Below are 17,868 nucleotides of genomic sequence, written 5' to 3' on the forward strand. Positions count from 1 at the left end.
GGAAAGGCTGTCGGCGCAAGCGGTTTGGGCGGTTTGACTCGCCCCCCCTCCCCGTTAGAATTGAATCTAGTTGGCGGGCGTCTGCGGCCGTGTCGTCGCACGGATTCACGCGATTTTCTCACCGGCCCCGCTCGCCGCGACTGCCGAGGCTGCAATGTCTGACTCTTGTTTGTATCTGCTGGCGTGGGCTCCCGGTCCCTTCGAGATGGTCATCCTCGGGATGGTGGTCTTGTTGCTGTTCGGCACGCGCTTGCCCTCGGTGATGCGATCACTGGGTTTCGGCATCACTGAGTTCAAAAAGGGACTCAAGGGTGAAGGCCTGACTGAACCCGACGCGTCGATCGAGGACCAACGTCGCGCTGATGAACGGCGCGTTGACTAAGCGCGAAACTCGCCGAGTTGATCGCGTAGGTTTATCGCATCGTTTCGTTTCACAAAGAGCCGCACTCGCTGGTTCATCCTCCGCCTGCCGCGTATGCCTCTGCCGCTTGCATTTCTGAACTTCGGTATGGGCGAGATGCTCCTGCTCGCCATCGTCGCGCTGTTGCTGTATGGCAGCGACCTTCCCGAGGTGGCAAAGACCTGGGGCAAGGCGTACGCCGAGTTCCGCCGGAACCTCAACGGTTTTCGCAGCGAGTTGAACAACGTCATCTACTCCGAGCCGGAGAACGACGCGCCGCGCAAGCTGCAATATTATCCTGAGTTCCATCAGGATACGGTCACCGACGTGCCTGATGACGACGCCACTGCTCGCGAGGACGCCACGGACGACGGCAAGTCGACGGCGACTGACGCGGTGGTTTCTTCCGTGCCGATCGCCACCACGCCTGCCACCGGGACGGTGGCGGCGGGAACCGAGGATGGCGAGCGGAAGGACGCGCACGGGGCGGCGTAGCGCTGTGGGTTGATGAACCGGGTGCTAAGGGCGTTCATGCCGCGCGGCGGCGTTGGGCTTGGGCGCGCTTTCTGGCGGCTTTGGCCTTCTTTTCGGCGGCGTGTTCCATCAGCTCCAAGGGATCGGGCGACTGCTGGAGGGCGAGCCGCACTTCGTGATCGAAGTCTTGGTCGTAGCGGCGTTCGCGCTGGACGGTTCTTAAGGAGACGTCGAGCGACTCGGCCGCTTGTTCGACGCTGTAGCTTTCCTGATCGATCAGCTCGCAGAGGCGGGCCTTTTTCGCTTCGTCGAGCACGCGGCGGCGGCCGCGGATGTGGTTTTGTAGGATCAACTTTTTCCCCTTATGTTGGATAAGAGATCTCACGCCAAAGCGCGATTTGGCGGGGCGACTGGTCGCTGAAGCGGACCAATCCGGGGGGAGCGGAAGGGATCGGAGGCTCGATTTTGGTGGAGTTGTTGCTCCCGCCGTAACAATCGGCGCTGGGCTTCGCTTTCCGGCAGGTGACGCGGCGACGTCGTCGTCGTGAGGGCCCAGAAGATTTGGAAGCGAGATCAGAAATGTTCACTGCAATATTCTCGAAGCGAGCTCGATGCTTGGCGCTCGTGGCCGTGATGGCGACGGGGGCGGAGGCTCACGCCGGTCGGTTCAGCGACATGGTCGGCGGAGGGCTCAATGCTGCGCGCTCGGTGGGGGGCAGCGCGGCGAGCCGCGCATCGCAGGGTTTGGGGGCGGCGCGGAGCGTCGCGAGTCGGGGTGCGGGCGTCGCGCGGAGTGCGGCCACCCAAGGGGCGGCCGTGGCTCGGGGCGCGGCGACGCGCAGCGTGGGCGTGGCGCAGAATGTGGCCGGCCGCGGCGTCGGGGCGGCGCAAGTCGTTACCGCGCGCGGCGTCAACGCGGCGCAGAACGTCGCGAGCCGCGGCGCGGGGGTTGCTCAGAACGTGGCCAGCCGCGGGGTGGGCGTCGCACAGAACGTGGCGACGCGCGGCGTGAACGCGGCGGGGTCGGCCGTCAATCGTGCACGACTGGCGCAGGATGCCGTTCAGAATCGGATCGGCGCCGGGGGACTGTTGCCGAACGCCGCCGCCGGCAACGGCGCGGTGGCCCAGGGGGTCGCGCGATTCGCCGGGGCGACCCAGATCGCCGCGGGCGGGGCTCCAGGACTGCTGCCGAACAACGGGGTACGTCTGGAACATCTGAAGGCGGGCGTGGCGAATCGGACGCACGATGCGCTGAACGTCGTCGCCGCTATCCCGCCGAAGCTGGTCGACGGCGCGGGCCGCGTTGCGCAGGCGACGGGATTGCCGGCGCTGCCGCCGAATTTGAAGCAAGCAGTGAACGACGTCGCGGCATTGCCGCAAGTGGCGGTGAACATTCCGGTGGGCGCCGTCGTGAAGTCGAAGCTCCAGGGAGCCGTCGGCCAGGGGCAGTTGACTAACGGCGCGGCCGTGGCGGGCGGAGCGGCGCTGGCGGCGACGGGACTGGGCGAAAATGGTTTGGCGGCGAACGGACTGGCGGGGGACGCCCTCGACGTGGCGCAGCAGATTCAGCAAGCGGCCGCCGATCCAGCCAACGCGGTTGCGAACAATGGCGCCGCGATCGACGCGGCGCTCGCGGCGACCGATCTGGCGGCGGGGATTGTCGGAACGGTCGACGCGGCACAGCCGGACTTGTCAGCGGTGGCGGCGCTGCCGATTCCTGCCGGCGCCCGTTCGATTGTGGTCAATCGGCCGGTGAGCGGCGGCGCACTGCCGGCGCCGGCGATGGAGGTTGCGGACGAGGCCGTTCCGGCGGAATTTGCTCCAGCGGAACCCGCGGCTGCTGCCGCGACTGAAGCAAGTGCGGAGCCTGCCGCCCCGGCGCTGCTTTCCAATGCGGACCTGGTGCTCGAAGATTTGCAGCTCGCGGCGCAGGCCACGGCGATTGTCGGGCCGGCGTACCGGGTGCAGTTCCGCAATCAGGGTTCGACGGCGGCGACGGACTTCTACGTGGTGCTGCTGGCCGGGACGAGCGCAACGGCGACGGAAGATGCGCCGCGGGCGGTGTTGCACGTGGCGAGCGTCGCCCCGGGCGAAGCGGTCGAGGCGATCTTGCGGCTGCCCGCCGCGGCGCTGCAGATGACGGACGCCAGCGGCGCCCGGCGCGAGATGACGCATGTGTTCGTGTCGCTCGACTTCACCGATGCGATCGGGGAAATCGACGAGACGAACAACCTGGCGATCGTCGAAGCGGTGGCGCTGGCGACGGCGATGCGATAAGCGAGTAAAGTGCTTTGGGGGGTCGGGAGCCGTCCTCGCGGTTCCCGGCCCCCTGTTTTATTTTGGCGGAAGCGTGGCCCCTGGTTTGAGGACCGTTGCCGGGGCGCCCCCGGTTTGAAGAACCGGGGGCTAAAGGATCGACTGGGACGGGGGCGATGGCTCGCAGCGAAGACGGAAAACTGGAACGGGCGCCGATTACCGCGGCGGAGATGGAGCGGTTCCAGCGGAACGCGCCCGCGGCGCTCGCGCGGCGGGGGCCGGCGTTCGTCGGCGAGACGTTTGCCGAGGCGTTCGAAACGTTGCTGATCGGCGGGACGCCGATCGTTGGCATGCTCTGGTACGGGTGGTCGGCCGATCAGCTGTTGTTGTTCTTGCTCGTTGGCACATGGACGGCGATGTTGCTGGACTTTGTGAAGTATCTGGCGGCGGCGGGGGCCGTGGAAAGATTCGCGGCGGCGAAGTTCGACGACTGGCACGTGTGGGTGGTAGTCGGCGCGCTGCGGCGGGGCGAGAGCGAGGCGGCGGCCGAACATCTGCGCGTGCAGCATCAGCCTGCCCTGGGGATGCTCGTCGACCTCGCGTGCGGCGGCGTCGGCACGCTGTTTATTCTGCTGGCCGTGCACGCCGGGCCGGGACCTGGGCTGCGCGAGCTGCTCGCCGAGCGAAGCGTGCAGTGGAGCCTGGGGGGGCTCGTGGTCTATCAGTTGGCGCTCACCGCGTGGGAGATCGTGCGCTGCCGGCGCTGGCCGGAGACGTGCGTCGCAAAGGCGACGCTGGGGATCCGCGGGTTGGGGCTCTTCTTGTTGATGTTCCTGGTGGTGATGCTGCGCGAGCAAGCGGGGGAAACGGGCGAGATTTCGCGCGGCGTGATGCTGACGGTCAACGGGTTGATTGTGGCGCTGGCCGTTTTTAACGTCGTTGGGCTCATGTGGCTGCGCGGGGAGACGCGGTGGCTGCGGGAGTATCTGGAGGAGCGGCGGCGCGCAGCGAGGTGAGGGGCCCCAAGCGACCAGCGCTTCGCGCACTCCGCCGAGCCAGCGGCCTGCAAGTCGGCCCACCGCCGCGCTTTTGCTTACTTAACGGCGGAGGAAAGCAGCTCGGTCGTCGAACGAATGACGTCGTTCTCGAGCTTTAACTTCGGGTCGGCCAAGCCGGGCGTGACCGCAATGGTCGGTTGCGGGCAGGTCTTGTCGTGGACAAGGAGCTGCGATTTGCCGACGACGAAGGTGTGAAAGTCGTCGACGATGAGGTTGTAGCAATCGACTTCGTCAGTCGGCTCGACGGCGACGACGCTCAGTCCGCCGTTGAGGGCGTGGAGCGTGGCGGCGGCGGGCAGTTCCTTGGCCATGAGCCAGCCGGCGCCTTCGACCCAGAAGCGATGGCCGCGAGTGGCGACGAACTCCTCATGGGGTAGCTTGACGCGGACGACGGGAGCGGCGGCGCTGACGGTGGTTTCGAGGACGGGGCGATAGGCGAGTTCGCCGGTGGTCGGTTGCTGGGCGAGCACCAGGTCGCCGACGCGGACTCGCTCGATGGGGGTCGGGCCGGATTGCAGCCAGACGAGCGTGCCGGCGGCGAAGCACTCGTGCGTGCGGCGCGCGGCGGCGCGAGGTTCGCCCTGCGGGCGTTGGCCGCCGGCGCCTTCGCCGGCGCGGGCAGCCGCCATCCGCGGGGCTTGTTCGTAGGCGTAGACATAGGTGTCGTTGACGTTGCTCTCGTAATCGGTGACGGAGGCGTCGTACTGGAGTTCATTGTAATCTTTCCAGGCTTCCCACCAGGCGGTCACGTCGGCGGGGGTCGCCTCGGCGCCAAGCGTGATTTTCAATACGGCTTGAATCCGCTCGTTGCGTTCCTGGGCCGCGGCGTTGGCGACTTCGACGCGCGACTGCGTGACGTCGGCGCGCGACGAGGCGGTGGCGAGGTGCCGGTTGAGCACGGCGCCCATGTCGGTCTTGGCCTTGTTGCGGCCGAAGGCGCCGGCGACTTCGAAATTGGTGCTGCGCTTTTCGGCGATCTTGCGCAGCGGCTGCTGCTGGATGAGCGTCTCGACCATGCGGACCGTGCCGTCGGGGGCGGCGATCACGTCGACTTCAGCTTCGATCGGGGCCTGGAGGGCGGCCATCAGCAAGGGGACGTAATCGGTGGCGGGGCGAGGACGAAGGGCCTCGGCCGCCGCTTGGCGAACTTCGGGAAGAGTCGACGAAACGGCAAGTTCCAACAAATTGAGCGTGGCGACGTGTTGCGGCATGTTCGCCAGCGCTGCGGTCATCCCGAGGACGAGCTCGCTGCGACGGGCCTTGCCGGCGGAGGTCTCGAGGGTGCGGCGGACGGCCTCGCGCAAGCCCGGAATGGCGGCGGGATCGTCGGTGGCGCGGAGGTCGGCGAGCGCCCGCTCGCGGACGGACTTCAGATCGCTGGTCGCATCGCGGCAAAGCTCAAGAAACTTGGGCTTGAAGCGGGCGAGATCGCGTTCGGCCTGTTCGCGACGCGCTTTCTCGGCGGCGACCTGCTCGCGCGTGTAGAGCCCCCCTTGGAACTCGAGAAGTCCTAAGCGCTGCCGGGCCTGATCGTGATTGGGATCAGCGAGGATGACGTTGGCCCAGTGGTAACGCTCTTCCGCGGAGAGTTGGTTGCGCATGCACCAGCGGGCGAGTTGCTGATGATCGACGGGCGACTGGCCGGCGACGGCGCGGAGCGATTGGTAGTCTTGCCAACGCTCGTCGGCGTTGACGTGTTCGGCGACTTGCGCGGGGGTGCGCCACTGGCCGTCGAACTTGAGTTGACCTTGCTGCCAGCGGGCCGGAGAGTAGTCGGCGTCGGCCGCGGCGGCGCGCTTGAGCAGCGTCGCCCGCTCGTCGACGTTGCCGGCGAGGCTGGCGGCGAGGGCCTGCTCGACCAGGCGAGGGGCGTGCTTCGGATAGTCGGCGCTCGGGGTTGAGGACGGCTTGGCTTCGGCTGCCATGGCCGACGGCGGAGTCCCAGTGCTTAGCGCCATCGCCGTAGTTAGCGCAATCGACCGGGCGGGAGCGCTCAGCAAGAGCGCCACGATGTTCTTGGCCATGCCTCTTGACCTCGTAAAAGAAAAAACGAGTCGATGTTGTTCCGAGGGGTAGCTTAACAGCCGCGCCGGTCGCGGGACAAGTTGGTCGCAATTCCTCGGGGAATTCGGGGATTGGAGGGACGGTCGCGATCCCGGCCCGTTCACTCAGGCTTTGCCGTTTGGAGCGTGGCGGCCACGGCCAGCGTTTCGGCGACGGCGACCTGGCCCGGCGTTTTCGATGCGGTCGGCTGCGGACAGGAGTTGTCGTGGACCAGCACGCGGGCGTCGCCGACGAAGAACGTATGGAAGTCGTCGATCACGAGATTGTAGGCCTCGGTGGAGGCGGTCGTCGGAACGGATTCAAACCCGGCGACTCTGACCGTGCCGTCGAGTCCATTGACGCCGACGTTTTGCTCAAGCTGCTTCGCCATCACCCAGCCCTGGCCCTGCACCCAGAAGCGATGACCGAGCGTGGCGACGATCGTCTCGCCGCCGGCGTCGATGCTCACCATCTTCGCCGGTGGGCGAAGGGTTCGATCAAGGACGCTGCGGTAGGCGAGTTCGCCGGTCGAGGGATGCTGCGCGAGGACCATGTCGCCGACGACGACGTGTTCGATGGGGCGCGGGCCGGCCTGGGTCCAGACGATCGTTCCGGGCGCGAAACAGGACATGATCCGGCAATAGCTATTCTGCGAGCTGTCGGAAAGCTGGTAGACCGGATGCTCGGGCATGTAGAGCTCGTTGTAGGCGGTCCACGAATCCCAGTAGGCGCGAGGATCCTGGCCGAGATCGGCCTCGAAGACGTTCGACAGAACTTCGCGGATGCGCAAGTTGCGCTGGGCGATGTCGTCGTTGGCCTGGCGCACCTGTTGCCGTGCGGCGGCTGCGCGGAACGCGGCGTTCGACTCCACGCCGACCTTGGTGGCGCGCGTGCGCGGACCGTCAGACCCGTTTGGGCCGTAGATGCCGCCGATTTGGACGACCTGGGTGATATGCGTGCTGCTGGAGGTGACGTCGGCCAGCGGACCGGCTTGGTAGTAGTTCGCATCGAACATGACGGTGAAGTCGTCGCCGCGATGAACGAATGAGTTGATCCGAGCCTGGATCGGCGCCGTGAGAGCTCCCATTAGTTGCGGAACGAAATCGGTGAGGGGTCGGGACTTGAGCTCCTCGCCGGCGAGGGCCCGCAGATCGGGATGGAGGGCGAAGATGGCGTAGTCGAGCAGCCGCCGCGTGGTGAGGGGGTGATCGACGCGACCAAGCGCCTCGACGACGCAGGTGGAAAGAAGGAGCGCCGTTTCATCCGCAACGTCCTCGTTGACTTCGGCGACGGCCGATTCGAGCGCAGTCATTGCGCGGAGGTCGCTGACTTGGCGGAGTTCTTCAAGGGCCGGTTTGGCCTCGTCCGCCTGGCCGGCGGCGACGCGCCGGCAGAGGTCGAGGAACTTTGGGCGGAGTTCGTCGAACTTCTGCTGTGCGGCGGACATCTTCAGTTCATGCGCCGCGATCTGCTCGGGGGCGTAGAGGGCGCCGGCGTAAGGCTGGACGTGGAGCCGCTCGCGCCCCAAAGGGTGGGAGGGATTGGCGCTGAGCACGTTGACCCAGTGGAAGCGTTCCTGATACTCCAGGCCTTCGCGATAGCACCAGCGGGCGAGTTCTTCGTGGCTGACCGTCGTCGCATTGAACGGGGCGCGGCGGTGCAGGTATTCGACGTAGTTTTGATCCTTGGCGACTCGCGCGGCGACGGCTTCGGGGGTACGCCACTTGCGTTCGAACATCACTTCGCCGTGCTGCCAGCGGGCGGGGCCGTAGTCGGGGGCGAGCTTGAGCGCTTGCTCCAGCAGATCGTCGCGGCGCCGCTCGTCGCCCGACAGGCGGGCGGCAATCGCTTCGGAGGTGAGCCGCGCCGCTGCCAGCACCTCTGGCGAGAGGTACTTGTCCTTGGCGAGTTGGACCTCGTCCGGGGCGGCGGCGAGCGGTGGCGCGGGCTGCGGCTGAGGTTTGGCGCCGCTGCTCTGGCCGGCCAGGAGCAATGGCAGGATCGCCGCCAGCCAGCGGCTACCAGACAAGAACGACGCCTTCATGACAACCTCGCCCGCGGGGGAGTGAGACGATTGGTTTTAGCAACGCACCGACTGAAGCATAACGTCAGCGGAGCGAAAGACGGAACTTGAATCCGTGACGTCAGTTGCCGGGCGCGCGCCGACGACAACCACATTGGCTAGCGATCTCGCCGCGACTGGGAGCCGCGCCAAGCACCCAGAACCGGATGCAAGACGCGTGCCGACTAAGCCGGCGCGCTGGCGGCAGTTGCGGCAACGTTTTATGCGGCAAGCGGTTCGGCGCTGGCGGCGGGCTGCGGCAAAGGCGCTAAAGAAGACGACGTGCTCTGGGCGTGTCGTCAATTGGCCGTCAGTCGTTGTCAGTTTGTGTGGCGGCGGACAACGTGCCTAGGTAGCGGTCCTCAGCGGTTTTGCTTGACCGGTAGCAGTCGAAGATGGCAACGATTCCGGAAGATCTGCCGCCGGCGCAATGGTCTGTTGCTGGACAACTGGCGTGGCAGCCTGCGGCGGGGCCGACTCAGTGCAGACACGGTGGACGAAGCGGAGCTTTTCGACCGCTGGCTGAGCGAGGACGAAGGGATACATGTCCTTGAGGCCCAGGCCGCGGTTGAGGCTGTTGAGGACGTAGGTCATGGCAAACCAGTCGTCCATCATGTCGTCAAACGAGGCGTGCTCGGCCTTTTCGAGAGAGAAGCGCGGTTTGACGCGGCGAGCGTTGGGGGCTTGGGGGCGTAGCGCTAAGCCGCAAGCCGTGGCGGTCTCGAGCGTGTCGGTGATGTGGAGATAGTGGGCCCAGGTTTCGGCCCAGTCTTCCCAGGCGTGGACGCTGGCGTAGGCCGAGACGAACTGCGACTGCCAGTCGGGACGCGGACCATTCTGATAATGCCGGTTGAGGGCCTCGGCGTAATCTTCTTGATCGTCGCCGAAGAGAGCGCGGCACTCGTCGAGCCAGCCGCTGTCGCGGATGAGGCGATCCCAATAATAGTGGCCGACCTCGTGGCGGAAGTGTCCCAGCAGGGTCCGGTAGGGCTCGCGCATGGCGACGCGGCGTTTCTCGCGCTCGGCGTCGTCGGCCTCCGCTAGATTGACGGTGATGACGCCGTTGGCATGACCAGTGAGAACCGCGGGATGGTCTTCGTCGATCACCGGCGGGTCGGCGAGAAAGTGAAACTCGAGTCCCTGCTCAGGATCGACCGACTTGGGAACGACCGGCAGTCCCAGGGCCAGCAGACTGTAAACGAGGCGACGCTTGGCGACTTCGAGCGCGTACCATGCTTCGTGGTGTCCGGGCTGGGCGAGGTCGGGGATCGTTTCGGTCAGGAGGCACGACTCGCAGAGAGGCTCCTCCTGATCGGCGGGGACGGCCCAGTTGCAAACGTTCTTCTCGGCGTAGTTCTCGCAGAGGCGATAGCAGCGACCGCCGGCTTCGGGGGCTTCGGGGGTCCAGCGGTCGTCGCCAGCCGGTTTGAGCGAAACGATTTCGCTCAACTCTGGCAGGTAAGCGAGCGTGCGGTCGCATTTCACGCAGCGAAAGTTTTCGAAGAAGACGGTACGCCGGCAGTTATCGCAGTAAAAGAGTCTCATGCGGGCATGCTAGGCTAATGTCGTGCCGAGGGGGAGTGAGGAGGGGTCGGGGTTTGGAGTTCGGTCTTCGGGTGGCGGATGGCGCCGAGAGCCGCTGCCCGCTGGCTCCTGGCTCCTGGCTGCCGGGGGCGGGACGCCCAGGCTCGCTGGAGGACGTCAGCATTTTTCGCCAAATCTCCAATTGCACGCCTTGTCCAAAGTCGATAATCTGCAAACCATTGAGCTGGTCATCACGTATAGCTAGCTCAAGCGCCCCCTCAAGAAGGTGGTTTCCTATCGCGGTCGAACGACCAAACCTCGCACCCAAAAGGCCTCTCCTGAGTTGACAGCGACCTCCCAGGAATATTTCGTCGCCGTCTCTTGCCGTTTGGCCAAGCTGTCGAGCTTGGTGCGCTGTTGGATCGACCGTTCCGCCCTCCGCATCCGCGTCGCCCTCTGCTCTCGCTGGAGGGGTCGCCTCAGACGTTGAGTCGTCTGAACCAGCCCTTGTGTTGTCGGCCTGAGAGTGGATTACTCTGCAGCCGCCAGTCTCCGCTCTAGTCCCCGCCTTGGGACTAGCCGTTTCGCAGCACCTTCTGGCCGAGCCGGAAGCCGAACAACGGGCCCGACGTCATCGGGCGTAACAACGCGTAAGTCACCACGCCGCCGTGGGCCGCGTACCAGGTCGCCTTGCAAGCGACCCCTCGGGCAAGGTTGTCTGGCTGCACCACTTTACACTGCTCTGTGGTTGCCCCTGGTCGCGCCCTCCGTTGGCCGGCTATGCCCCAGGAAGGAGGCCTCTGCTATGAAGGTATTCGAACAAGAAGTGATCGTCCCCGGCTGGCTGAAGAGCGGCTCGCCGATTGCCAGCTTGCAGAAAGCCGTCGCTGAAGCGTGCGGCAAGAAGGCGGCTCCGATCCGCGTGGCGATGGTGGGCAAGAACCGCCTGGGCCATGTCTGCGAGTTGGAAGCGCTGGGGGACCTGACGAGCCCGAAGTCGATGCTGCCGTCGTCGGTCTTCGACTATCGCCAACGCAAGGGCGAGCGGACCGACAAGTTCAACGCGGTGATGTTGATCCCGACCGGCGTCGACTGCGCCATCGGCGGCCACGCCGGCGACGCGACCCCGGCGGCCCGGCTGATCGCCTCGCAGTGCGACAACCTGGTGATCCACCCGAACGTGGTGAACGCGTCGGACATCAACGAGCAGGCCGAGAACAGCCTCTACGCGGAAGGCTCGCTGATCTGCCGTTTGATGATGGGCACGATCGGGCTGCAGAAGGTTCGTCAGAACCGCGTGCTGTTGGTGACTGAGGAGCGTCCCGACGCTCCGCACGTCGTCGACAACACGATCAACTGCGCCGAAGGCGCCCGGGCGACGCTCGGCATGGACATCGACGAAGTGGTCGTCCTCGAGGAAGGCCTCGAGATGCGGACCGGCGTCGCCGATTCGGGTCGCGTCACCGGAGCCATCAACGGCCTCCAGGCGCTGCTCGACATGCTGCAGTCGAAGCGCGGCAGCTACGACGCGGTGGCCCTGGCGACCCGCATCACGCCGCACATCGACACGGTCGAGTTGCACCGCGCCTACTTTGGCGAGGGCGGCCCGAACCCGTGGGGCGGCGTCGAAGCGGTACTGACCCACACCACCAGCACGGTGCTCGACGTGCCGACGGCTCACGCGCCGACGATGTCGAGCGAGGCGATCCGCACCGAGCGCTGGGGCGTCGTCGACCCGCGCAAGGCGGCCGAGGTGATCAGCAGCACCTATCTGTTCTGCGTCCTGAAGGGGCTGAACCGGGCTCCGCGCGTCATCACCAACGTGACCGGCGCTTACGACCCGTCGACCCTGACGGCCGAAGACGTCTCGTGCCTGGTGATTCCGGACGGCTGCGTCGGTCTGCCGACGCTGGCGGCCATCGAGCAAGGGATTCCCGTCATCGCGGTTCGCAACAACACGAACCTAATGCGGAACGACCTGAGCGAACTGCCGTTCCGCAAGGGCCAGTTGAAGTACGCCGAGAACTACTACGAAGCGGCCGGCATCATGGCGGCCATGCGTAGCGGCGTCTCGACCTCGACGCTGGTGCGTCCGATGCAGCCGATGCGGATCGAGCGATTCTCGACGGTTGCCAAGGCGACCAAGGTCACCAAGGCAGCGGCGAGCAATGGCTCGGCCAATGGCAACGGCTCGGCCAATGGCAACGGCAAGTCGACCCTCGCCGGTCCGAAGGCGAAGTCGAACGGCCATGCCAATGGTCACGTGGTGAACGGCTCGAAGGCGTAATTGCCTGCCGTTGTCGACGGACCGAAGTGAAACGACTCAATGGCTGGGGATGGCCGACTCGCCGCCCCAGCCATTGTTTTTTTACTAGCCACCCGGTTATTCGAAGCTTATTCAACTGCCATCATTCTCGAAATACTTCACGGTTAACGCCTTAACCACAGAGCAGACAGAGAGCACAGAGGAAGATTTAGGGCATATGCTCTTACTCGTCTTCTCTGTGGCCTCTGTGTGCTCTGTGGTAAATGCGATGGATGATGGCAATTGAATAAGCTTCATTCAAACCCGGGGGTGGCGCTGGCATTCGTTACGGCATGGATGGCCGTTCGGCCCCCGGTTTGAAGAACCGGGGGCTCATTGGCTTTTTCTGGGGGGAGTGTGAAAAGACGTTGAATCATTCGACTCGTCAGAACGTTGCTTTGGATCAATCGCGAGCTCCAATATTGGAGACGCTGCGCTCGTATATTGCCGGCGGGACCTACCCGTTCCACACGCCGGGGCATAAGGGGGGACGCTTTGCGCCGCCGGAGCTGGTCGATCTGTGGGGCCAGGGGGTGTTCGACTACGACCTGCCGGCGATGACGGCGACCGACAATCTGCTCCATCCGACGCACTGCGTGCAGGAAGCGCAAGAGCTCGCGGCGGAGCTGTTCGGCGCGGCGGCGACGTTCTACACCGGCGGCGGGGCGACCACCGTGATCGCGGCGATGATCCTCGCGGCCGTGCCGCCCGGCGGCACGATTCTGTTGCCGCGCAATGTGCATCGCTCCGTGGCGTCGGCGCTGGTCCTCTCCGGCGCGCGGCCGAAGTTTTTGCGTCATGACGTCTTGCCGCAGTCGGGAGCGCTGAGCGTCACCGGCGAGACAGTCGCCGCCGCGCTGGCGGAAGGGCCGGTCTCGGCGGTGCTGCTGACGCGGCCGAGCTACTACGGTTTGGCGCGCGAGCTCGACGACGTCGTCGCCGTGTGCCGCCAATACAATGTGCCGCTGCTGATCGACGAAGCCCACGGGCCGCACCTTAACTTCCTGCCGGCGGGGAGCGCACCGACTTCGGCGATGCGGAGCGGGGCGAGCCTGGCGGCGCAGAGTTGCCACAAGACGCTCGGCTCGCTCGTGGGGACGGCGCAGTTGCACGTCGGGCACGATTCGCCAGTGAGCGCGGAGCAGGTGCGTGATGCGTTCAATCTGCTGCAGACGACGAGTCCCAACTACCTGCAACTCGTGTCGATGGACGTCACGCGCCGGTTCATGGCGCAAGCAGGCGCCGCGCTCTTTGCCCAGGCGGTGGCCGACGCTGAGCAGCTCGCCGCGGAGATCAACGCCTTGCCCGGACTGCGCGTGCTCGATCCTGCCGACGATCCGCGGCTAGCCGGCCATCGGCGCGATCCGTTGCGGCTGGCAGTCAACGTCGCCGGCGCTGGGTGGACGGGGTATGACGCGGAGCTATTGCTGCGACAAGAGTATCAGATCGAGGATGAATTGTCGGACTGGTACAACATCGTGCTCGTGTTGGGTCCGAGCGACGACGTCGCGGCGAAGGAGCGGTTGCTGGCGGGGTTGCGCGAGGTGAGCGCGAAGCCGCGAGCGGCTCAGGCTTCGGCGATTGCGGAGGCGACGCACCTGTTACAACCTGCCGTGCCGCCGCTGGCGATGACGCCGCGCGAGGCGGCGCTCGGACCGAAGCTGGCCGTGCCGCTCGCCGAGTCGATCGGCCGCGTTTGCGCGGAGAGCATCATGTTTTATCCGCCGGGGATTCCGCTCTTGATGCCGGGTGAAGAAGTGACGGCGGAGATCGTTGCGGTTTGCCGCTCTCTGCTCGCAGGCGGGGCGCATTGCTATGCCTCAGATCCGACCTTAGCGACAATCCGGGTGCGTCGCCCGTGACTGGTGATCGGTGAAGCATGAGCGGGAAAAGCAGATGCCGATGCGACGTCGACGCGTGCTCGTCCACGGGGTTTTTGACCCGTTCAGCAGTCACCGAGCGCCGGTCACCCTTGCTCATGGAGAATTCCATCCATGCCGCCGACCGCCGCTCCAGCGGCCTGTCGCCGCTCGGCGTGCCAGCGGCCCTGTGCGAACCCGCACAGGGGGGGCCGGCGGACAATCAGATTGACCGCCCCTCGGCCCGAGTCTAAAGTACGATCAGGAACATTAGGCCGTGATCTGGTTCGGCCAGTCGCCCCGCGCTTCAATAGCTCGCATCGCTGGGCGATGAGTTTGCGCTCGATCTGCTGCTCGCCCGAGCCGTCGGCGCCGTGATAATTCGGGCCCGAGTTGTTGCATCGCCAGCGGTCGAAGCGGCCGCAAGCTAATCCTGGCCCGTCGCCCAGCGCATCGTTTGATTGTCACCGAGAGTCCAACCGCACCCGGCGATCGCCGGAGGAGAATTGAAATGGGTCGCTTGCCGCTCGTGAGTCGTTTGCTGAAGTCTGGCGCCGTCATGTCATTGAGCCTGACGGCATGCCTGCTCGCCACGCAATGCGCCACTGCGGTGCAGGTTGATTTTCAACTCCAGGGATCGAATTCGCTCTTGGCGGCGCCTTTTCTCAACGCGGTCGGCGCTCCGATGTTGGCGCAGGATCCCGGCAACACGAGTTTGACCACAACCTATAGCGGCACGATCACGGTCGACGTCGACAATCTGACCAGCCCGACCTCGATTAAGTTTATCTCGGCCACCGCAGCGGCGGCGAATAGCGGCAGCTGGCTGCCCGATCTGGACGGGGGCTCGGCAGGCGATCCGGATATTCAAGGCGACGCCACGCCGGGCTTGGCGGCGCCCGCCAATTACGGGTTCTTCATCGATTTGGGAGGTCCTAGCGTCGCCGTGCTTTACAGCGCCGTGCGGGACGTGGTCCTGTCGCTCAATTCCGACCCGATTCCCGTCTCGGCGGGCCAGTTCTCGGGGCTTGGCGTGGGCATCACAGTCCCCCAAGGGAGTTACTACGGGAACTTGAGTTCAGGCGCCTTCGGCGATGACGCTAGCGTACAAGATCTCACGGATGAGACGGGCTCCAATTCCGCCAGCGCGACAGCCAGCTACTCGGTGGCGGGCAATGTGGCGACGCTGTCGTTGCCGCTGCAGTTTATCTTGAGCGAAGGCGCGAATCCGGAAGTCGAGTTCTCCGGCACGTTCGTTGCCACGTATTCGCTGGTACAATCGGTGGCCGGCGACTTCAACAACGACGGCAAGGTCGATGGCGCCGACTTCTTGGTCTGGCAGCGCGGCGGTTCGCCCAATCCGCTGAGCCCGGGCGACCTCGCCACTTGGCAAGGGGCGTATGGCGGACCGGCGATCGGGGCGGTGCCGGAACCGGCGACTGCTTTGTTGATGACGTCGGCAGTGATCGGCGCCATGCTGGGAGTTCGCCGCGGGCGTCGCGCACAGACGCTGTAGCGGCGGGAAAATGACTCGCTGCGGCGCTCATTGCCGTGGACGCGGATCGACTTGCGCCGAATGACGGGGCGCTATCGCTGCAGAGCGGTGACGGCCTGTTTAGAATCAAGCGCAGTGATCTCGCCGCCGGAGGCGAGACGCCCCGACTCGCTGTAGGTTGTCGCGATGACGTGTTTGAGCTTTGGGCGCCGCTGCGCTTGTTTCGTCTGGTCGCTGGCACTGGCGGTTTTGCTGGTTGGCGGCCTGGGCGCCCGGCGGGCGGATGCGCTGGATGCGCTGTGGGACTTCGACGGCGACCTGACGGCGACGCTCGGCTCGGCGACGATGAGCTATCGCGGCGACATGGGAACCGCGAACGTCGACTTCTTTGCGTCGGAGCACGACCTGGGATTGCCGATGCCGTTCGGCGATCGTTCGGGGGTGATGCGGTTCCAGCCGACGACGCCGACGCAGGGGCTGGAGATCAATCTCAACAACGGCGGCGCCACCGTGAGCAATTACACGATGGTGTGGGACTTGTTCCGCCCTGGACCGAGTTGGAATAGCTGGCAGTCGCTCTATCAGACCGACGTCACCAACGCGAGCGACGGCGAGTTCTTCATCAATCCGAACGATGGAATCGGCATCTCGGGGGCGTACCACGGAACCGTCTCAAACGGGCGCGGCAACATTCAGTGGAATCGTCTCGCGGTGACGCGCGCGGCTGACGGGACGATGAAGAAGTACATCGACGGCAACCTCGTCGGCACGCAAACGGCGGCCGGCGCGCGGTGGGACATAACCGGCGGCAAGTTCGACATCCTGGCGGATGAGGACGGCGAAACGTCGCTCGGCTTCTTGAGCAGTTTTCGCTTCGTCGACAGCGTGCTGAGCGACGGCGCGATTGCCAATCTCGGCGCCGTCCACGCAGGCGGAGCGACGACGCCGGGCAAGCAAATCGCGACGCCCCCTGCCCCGCTGACGCCGGGGGCGTTCACCGTCGCCTTTGTCGGCGACACGCAGAATTACAGTTCGGACTATCCGGCGATCTTCAACCAGGTGACGCAGTGGCTGGTCGACAACAAGGCGGCCCGCAATATTCAGTTCGTCGTGCAAGACGGCGACATCGTCAACGGCGATGCGACCAACCAGTGGAATAATGCGCGGGCGGCGCTGTCGAAGCTCGACGGCGTCATTCCCTACGCGACGGTGCGCGGCAACCACGACATCGGCTCGCAGTTCGACTTCGTCAGCCGTTTCGGGCCCGGTTCGCCGTACAGCCAACAGCCGACGCTGGTCGACCATTTCGAAGTGCCCGGGCAGCCGACGTGGGACATGCGGAACACGGCTCACAAGTTCGAAGCGAACGGGCAGAAGTTTTTGATCGTGACGATCGACATCTCCGCAGGGAACAACGTCGTGGCGTGGGCCAACGACGTCATCGCCGCGAATCCCGACCGGCGAGTGATTCTCGACACCCACGCCTACATGTACGACGGCGGCGAGCGATTCAACAACGCCGCCGATCCGGAGAACCCGGGGCACACGCACGATCAGTCGCGCGACGAGTTGCTGCGCACGGGCACGCAAATTGATAGCATTTACAACGGCGCCGCGTACGGCGGACAAGATGCGGAGACGTTGTGGAACGCGCTGGTAAAGAATCACGCGAACGTCTCGCTGTTTCTTTCGGGGCATCAGTTCGAGGATTTCGATCAGTTCAAGTATCACCTCGATACGGGAGTGAACGGCAATCGCGTCCATGAGTTGCTGGTCGATCCGCAGAACATGGCCAACGGCGGCAACGGCTGGATTCGGCTCTTGGAGTTCGATCCCGACGGGATGACGGTGCACGTCAAAACGTACTCGCCGTTTCTGAATCAGTGGGATACGTCGCCTGATAACTTCTACGACATTCGGCTGTCGCCGATCGTGCCGGGGGATTTTGATTACGACGGCGTCGTCGACGGCGATGACTTCCTGGTCTGGCAGCGTCAACTCGGATCGACGACCGACCTGGCTGCGGACGGAAACGACGACGGCGTCGTGGAGCAGGCGGACCTGGCGATTTGGAAGTCGCACTATGGCGCCGGGGGAATCGCGGCAACGGCCGTGAACGCCTTGACGCCGGAGCCGGGGACGCTGCTGGCCTCGGTTCAGGGACTGCTGGTGCTCGCGGGACTGGCGCATCGACTGGGGTCGCGGCCAACGGGGTGAGCTGACGATCGCGCCTGCGGGGAAGCAGCGACCGACGCCGGGCCAGCGTTCTGATTCGCGCTGATACCTCCCGGTCTGGACGGTATTCTGTCGTATGAGCATCGCCGAAACGCGGGGCGAAACTTTGCGCCGCGCGTGGGGTTCATTGGGCGCACGGATGGCGACTGAGCCATCA

The 17,868-nt window shown here is 65.3% G+C and carries 13 protein-coding genes; 9 read left to right on the forward strand and 4 right to left on the reverse strand.

Annotation, left to right across the window (positions count from 1 at the left end; genetic code table 11):
- The first annotated feature begins 154 nt into the window (after nt 1-154).
- The gene (locus I41_RS23935) at nt 155-382 is read left to right on the forward strand and encodes a twin-arginine translocase TatA/TatE family subunit (RefSeq protein WP_145435548.1); all 228 of its coding nucleotides are present in this window, start codon (nt 155-157) and stop codon (nt 380-382) included.
- Nucleotides 383-475: 93 nt separating this feature from the next.
- Nucleotides 476-895, forward strand: a complete 420-nt coding sequence (locus I41_RS23940) for a Sec-independent protein translocase subunit TatA/TatB (protein ID WP_145435549.1) — start codon at nt 476-478, stop codon at nt 893-895.
- 34 nt (nt 896-929) lie between these two features.
- On the opposite strand, the gene I41_RS23945 is transcribed toward I41_RS23940, so the two are convergent.
- Nucleotides 930-1,226 carry a hypothetical protein gene (locus I41_RS23945; RefSeq protein ID WP_145435550.1) on the reverse strand — a complete coding sequence of 99 codons (297 nt, stop codon included), beginning with the start codon at nt 1,224-1,226 and terminating at the stop codon, nt 930-932.
- 227 nt (nt 1,227-1,453) lie between these two features.
- Here I41_RS23945 and I41_RS23950 point away from each other — a divergent pair, with 227 nt between their 5' ends.
- Nucleotides 1,454-3,151 (forward strand): hypothetical protein, encoded by a 1,698-nt coding sequence (locus I41_RS23950; protein WP_145435551.1) that lies wholly within the window; start codon nt 1,454-1,456, stop codon nt 3,149-3,151.
- A 155-nt stretch (nt 3,152-3,306) separates the two neighbouring features.
- Nucleotides 3,307-4,146: a hypothetical protein gene (locus I41_RS23955; RefSeq protein ID WP_145435552.1), complete on the forward strand. Its 840-nt coding sequence runs from the start codon at nt 3,307-3,309 to the stop codon at nt 4,144-4,146.
- Between the two features lie 77 nt (nt 4,147-4,223).
- On the opposite strand, the gene I41_RS23960 is transcribed toward I41_RS23955, so the two are convergent.
- The 3 genes from I41_RS23960 to I41_RS23970 form a co-directional block, all read right to left on the reverse strand.
- Nucleotides 4,224-6,212 (reverse strand): polymorphic toxin-type HINT domain-containing protein, encoded by a 1,989-nt coding sequence (locus I41_RS23960; RefSeq protein WP_145435553.1) that lies wholly within the window; start codon nt 6,210-6,212, stop codon nt 4,224-4,226.
- 140 nt (nt 6,213-6,352) lie between these two features.
- Nucleotides 6,353-8,275, reverse strand: coding sequence for a polymorphic toxin-type HINT domain-containing protein (locus I41_RS23965; protein WP_145435554.1), 1,923 nt, complete (start codon nt 8,273-8,275; stop codon nt 6,353-6,355).
- 366 nt (nt 8,276-8,641) lie between these two features.
- Nucleotides 8,642-9,838 carry a zinc-binding metallopeptidase family protein gene (locus I41_RS23970; protein ID WP_145435555.1) on the reverse strand — a complete coding sequence of 399 codons (1,197 nt, stop codon included), beginning with the start codon at nt 9,836-9,838 and terminating at the stop codon, nt 8,642-8,644.
- Nucleotides 9,839-10,622: 784 nt separating this feature from the next.
- Here I41_RS23970 and I41_RS23975 point away from each other — a divergent pair.
- From I41_RS23975 to I41_RS23990, 5 genes are all read left to right on the forward strand, one after another.
- Nucleotides 10,623-12,104 carry a DUF3326 domain-containing protein gene (locus I41_RS23975; protein WP_145435556.1) on the forward strand — a complete coding sequence of 494 codons (1,482 nt, stop codon included), beginning with the start codon at nt 10,623-10,625 and terminating at the stop codon, nt 12,102-12,104.
- A gap of 440 nt (nt 12,105-12,544) precedes the next feature.
- A complete protein-coding gene (locus I41_RS23980) occupies nt 12,545-13,984 on the forward strand; it encodes an aminotransferase class I/II-fold pyridoxal phosphate-dependent enzyme (RefSeq protein ID WP_168207124.1) in 1,440 nt (479 codons plus the stop codon).
- Between the two features lie 116 nt (nt 13,985-14,100).
- Nucleotides 14,101-14,235, forward strand: a complete 135-nt coding sequence (locus I41_RS28370) for a hypothetical protein (RefSeq protein ID WP_261342461.1) — start codon at nt 14,101-14,103, stop codon at nt 14,233-14,235.
- Nucleotides 14,236-14,492: 257 nt separating this feature from the next.
- Complete coding sequence (locus tag I41_RS23985) at nt 14,493-15,497, forward strand: PEP-CTERM sorting domain-containing protein (protein WP_145435558.1); 1,005 nt, start codon at nt 14,493-14,495, stop codon at nt 15,495-15,497.
- Between the two features lie 165 nt (nt 15,498-15,662).
- Entirely contained in the window at nt 15,663-17,693 is a 2,031-nt protein-coding gene (locus tag I41_RS23990) for a metallophosphoesterase (RefSeq protein ID WP_145435559.1), read from the forward strand.
- Nucleotides 17,694-17,868 lie beyond the last annotated feature (175 nt).

Source organism: Lacipirellula limnantheis (genome assembly GCF_007746075.1).
Taxonomy (GTDB): domain Bacteria; phylum Planctomycetota; class Planctomycetia; order Pirellulales; family Lacipirellulaceae; genus Lacipirellula; species Lacipirellula limnantheis.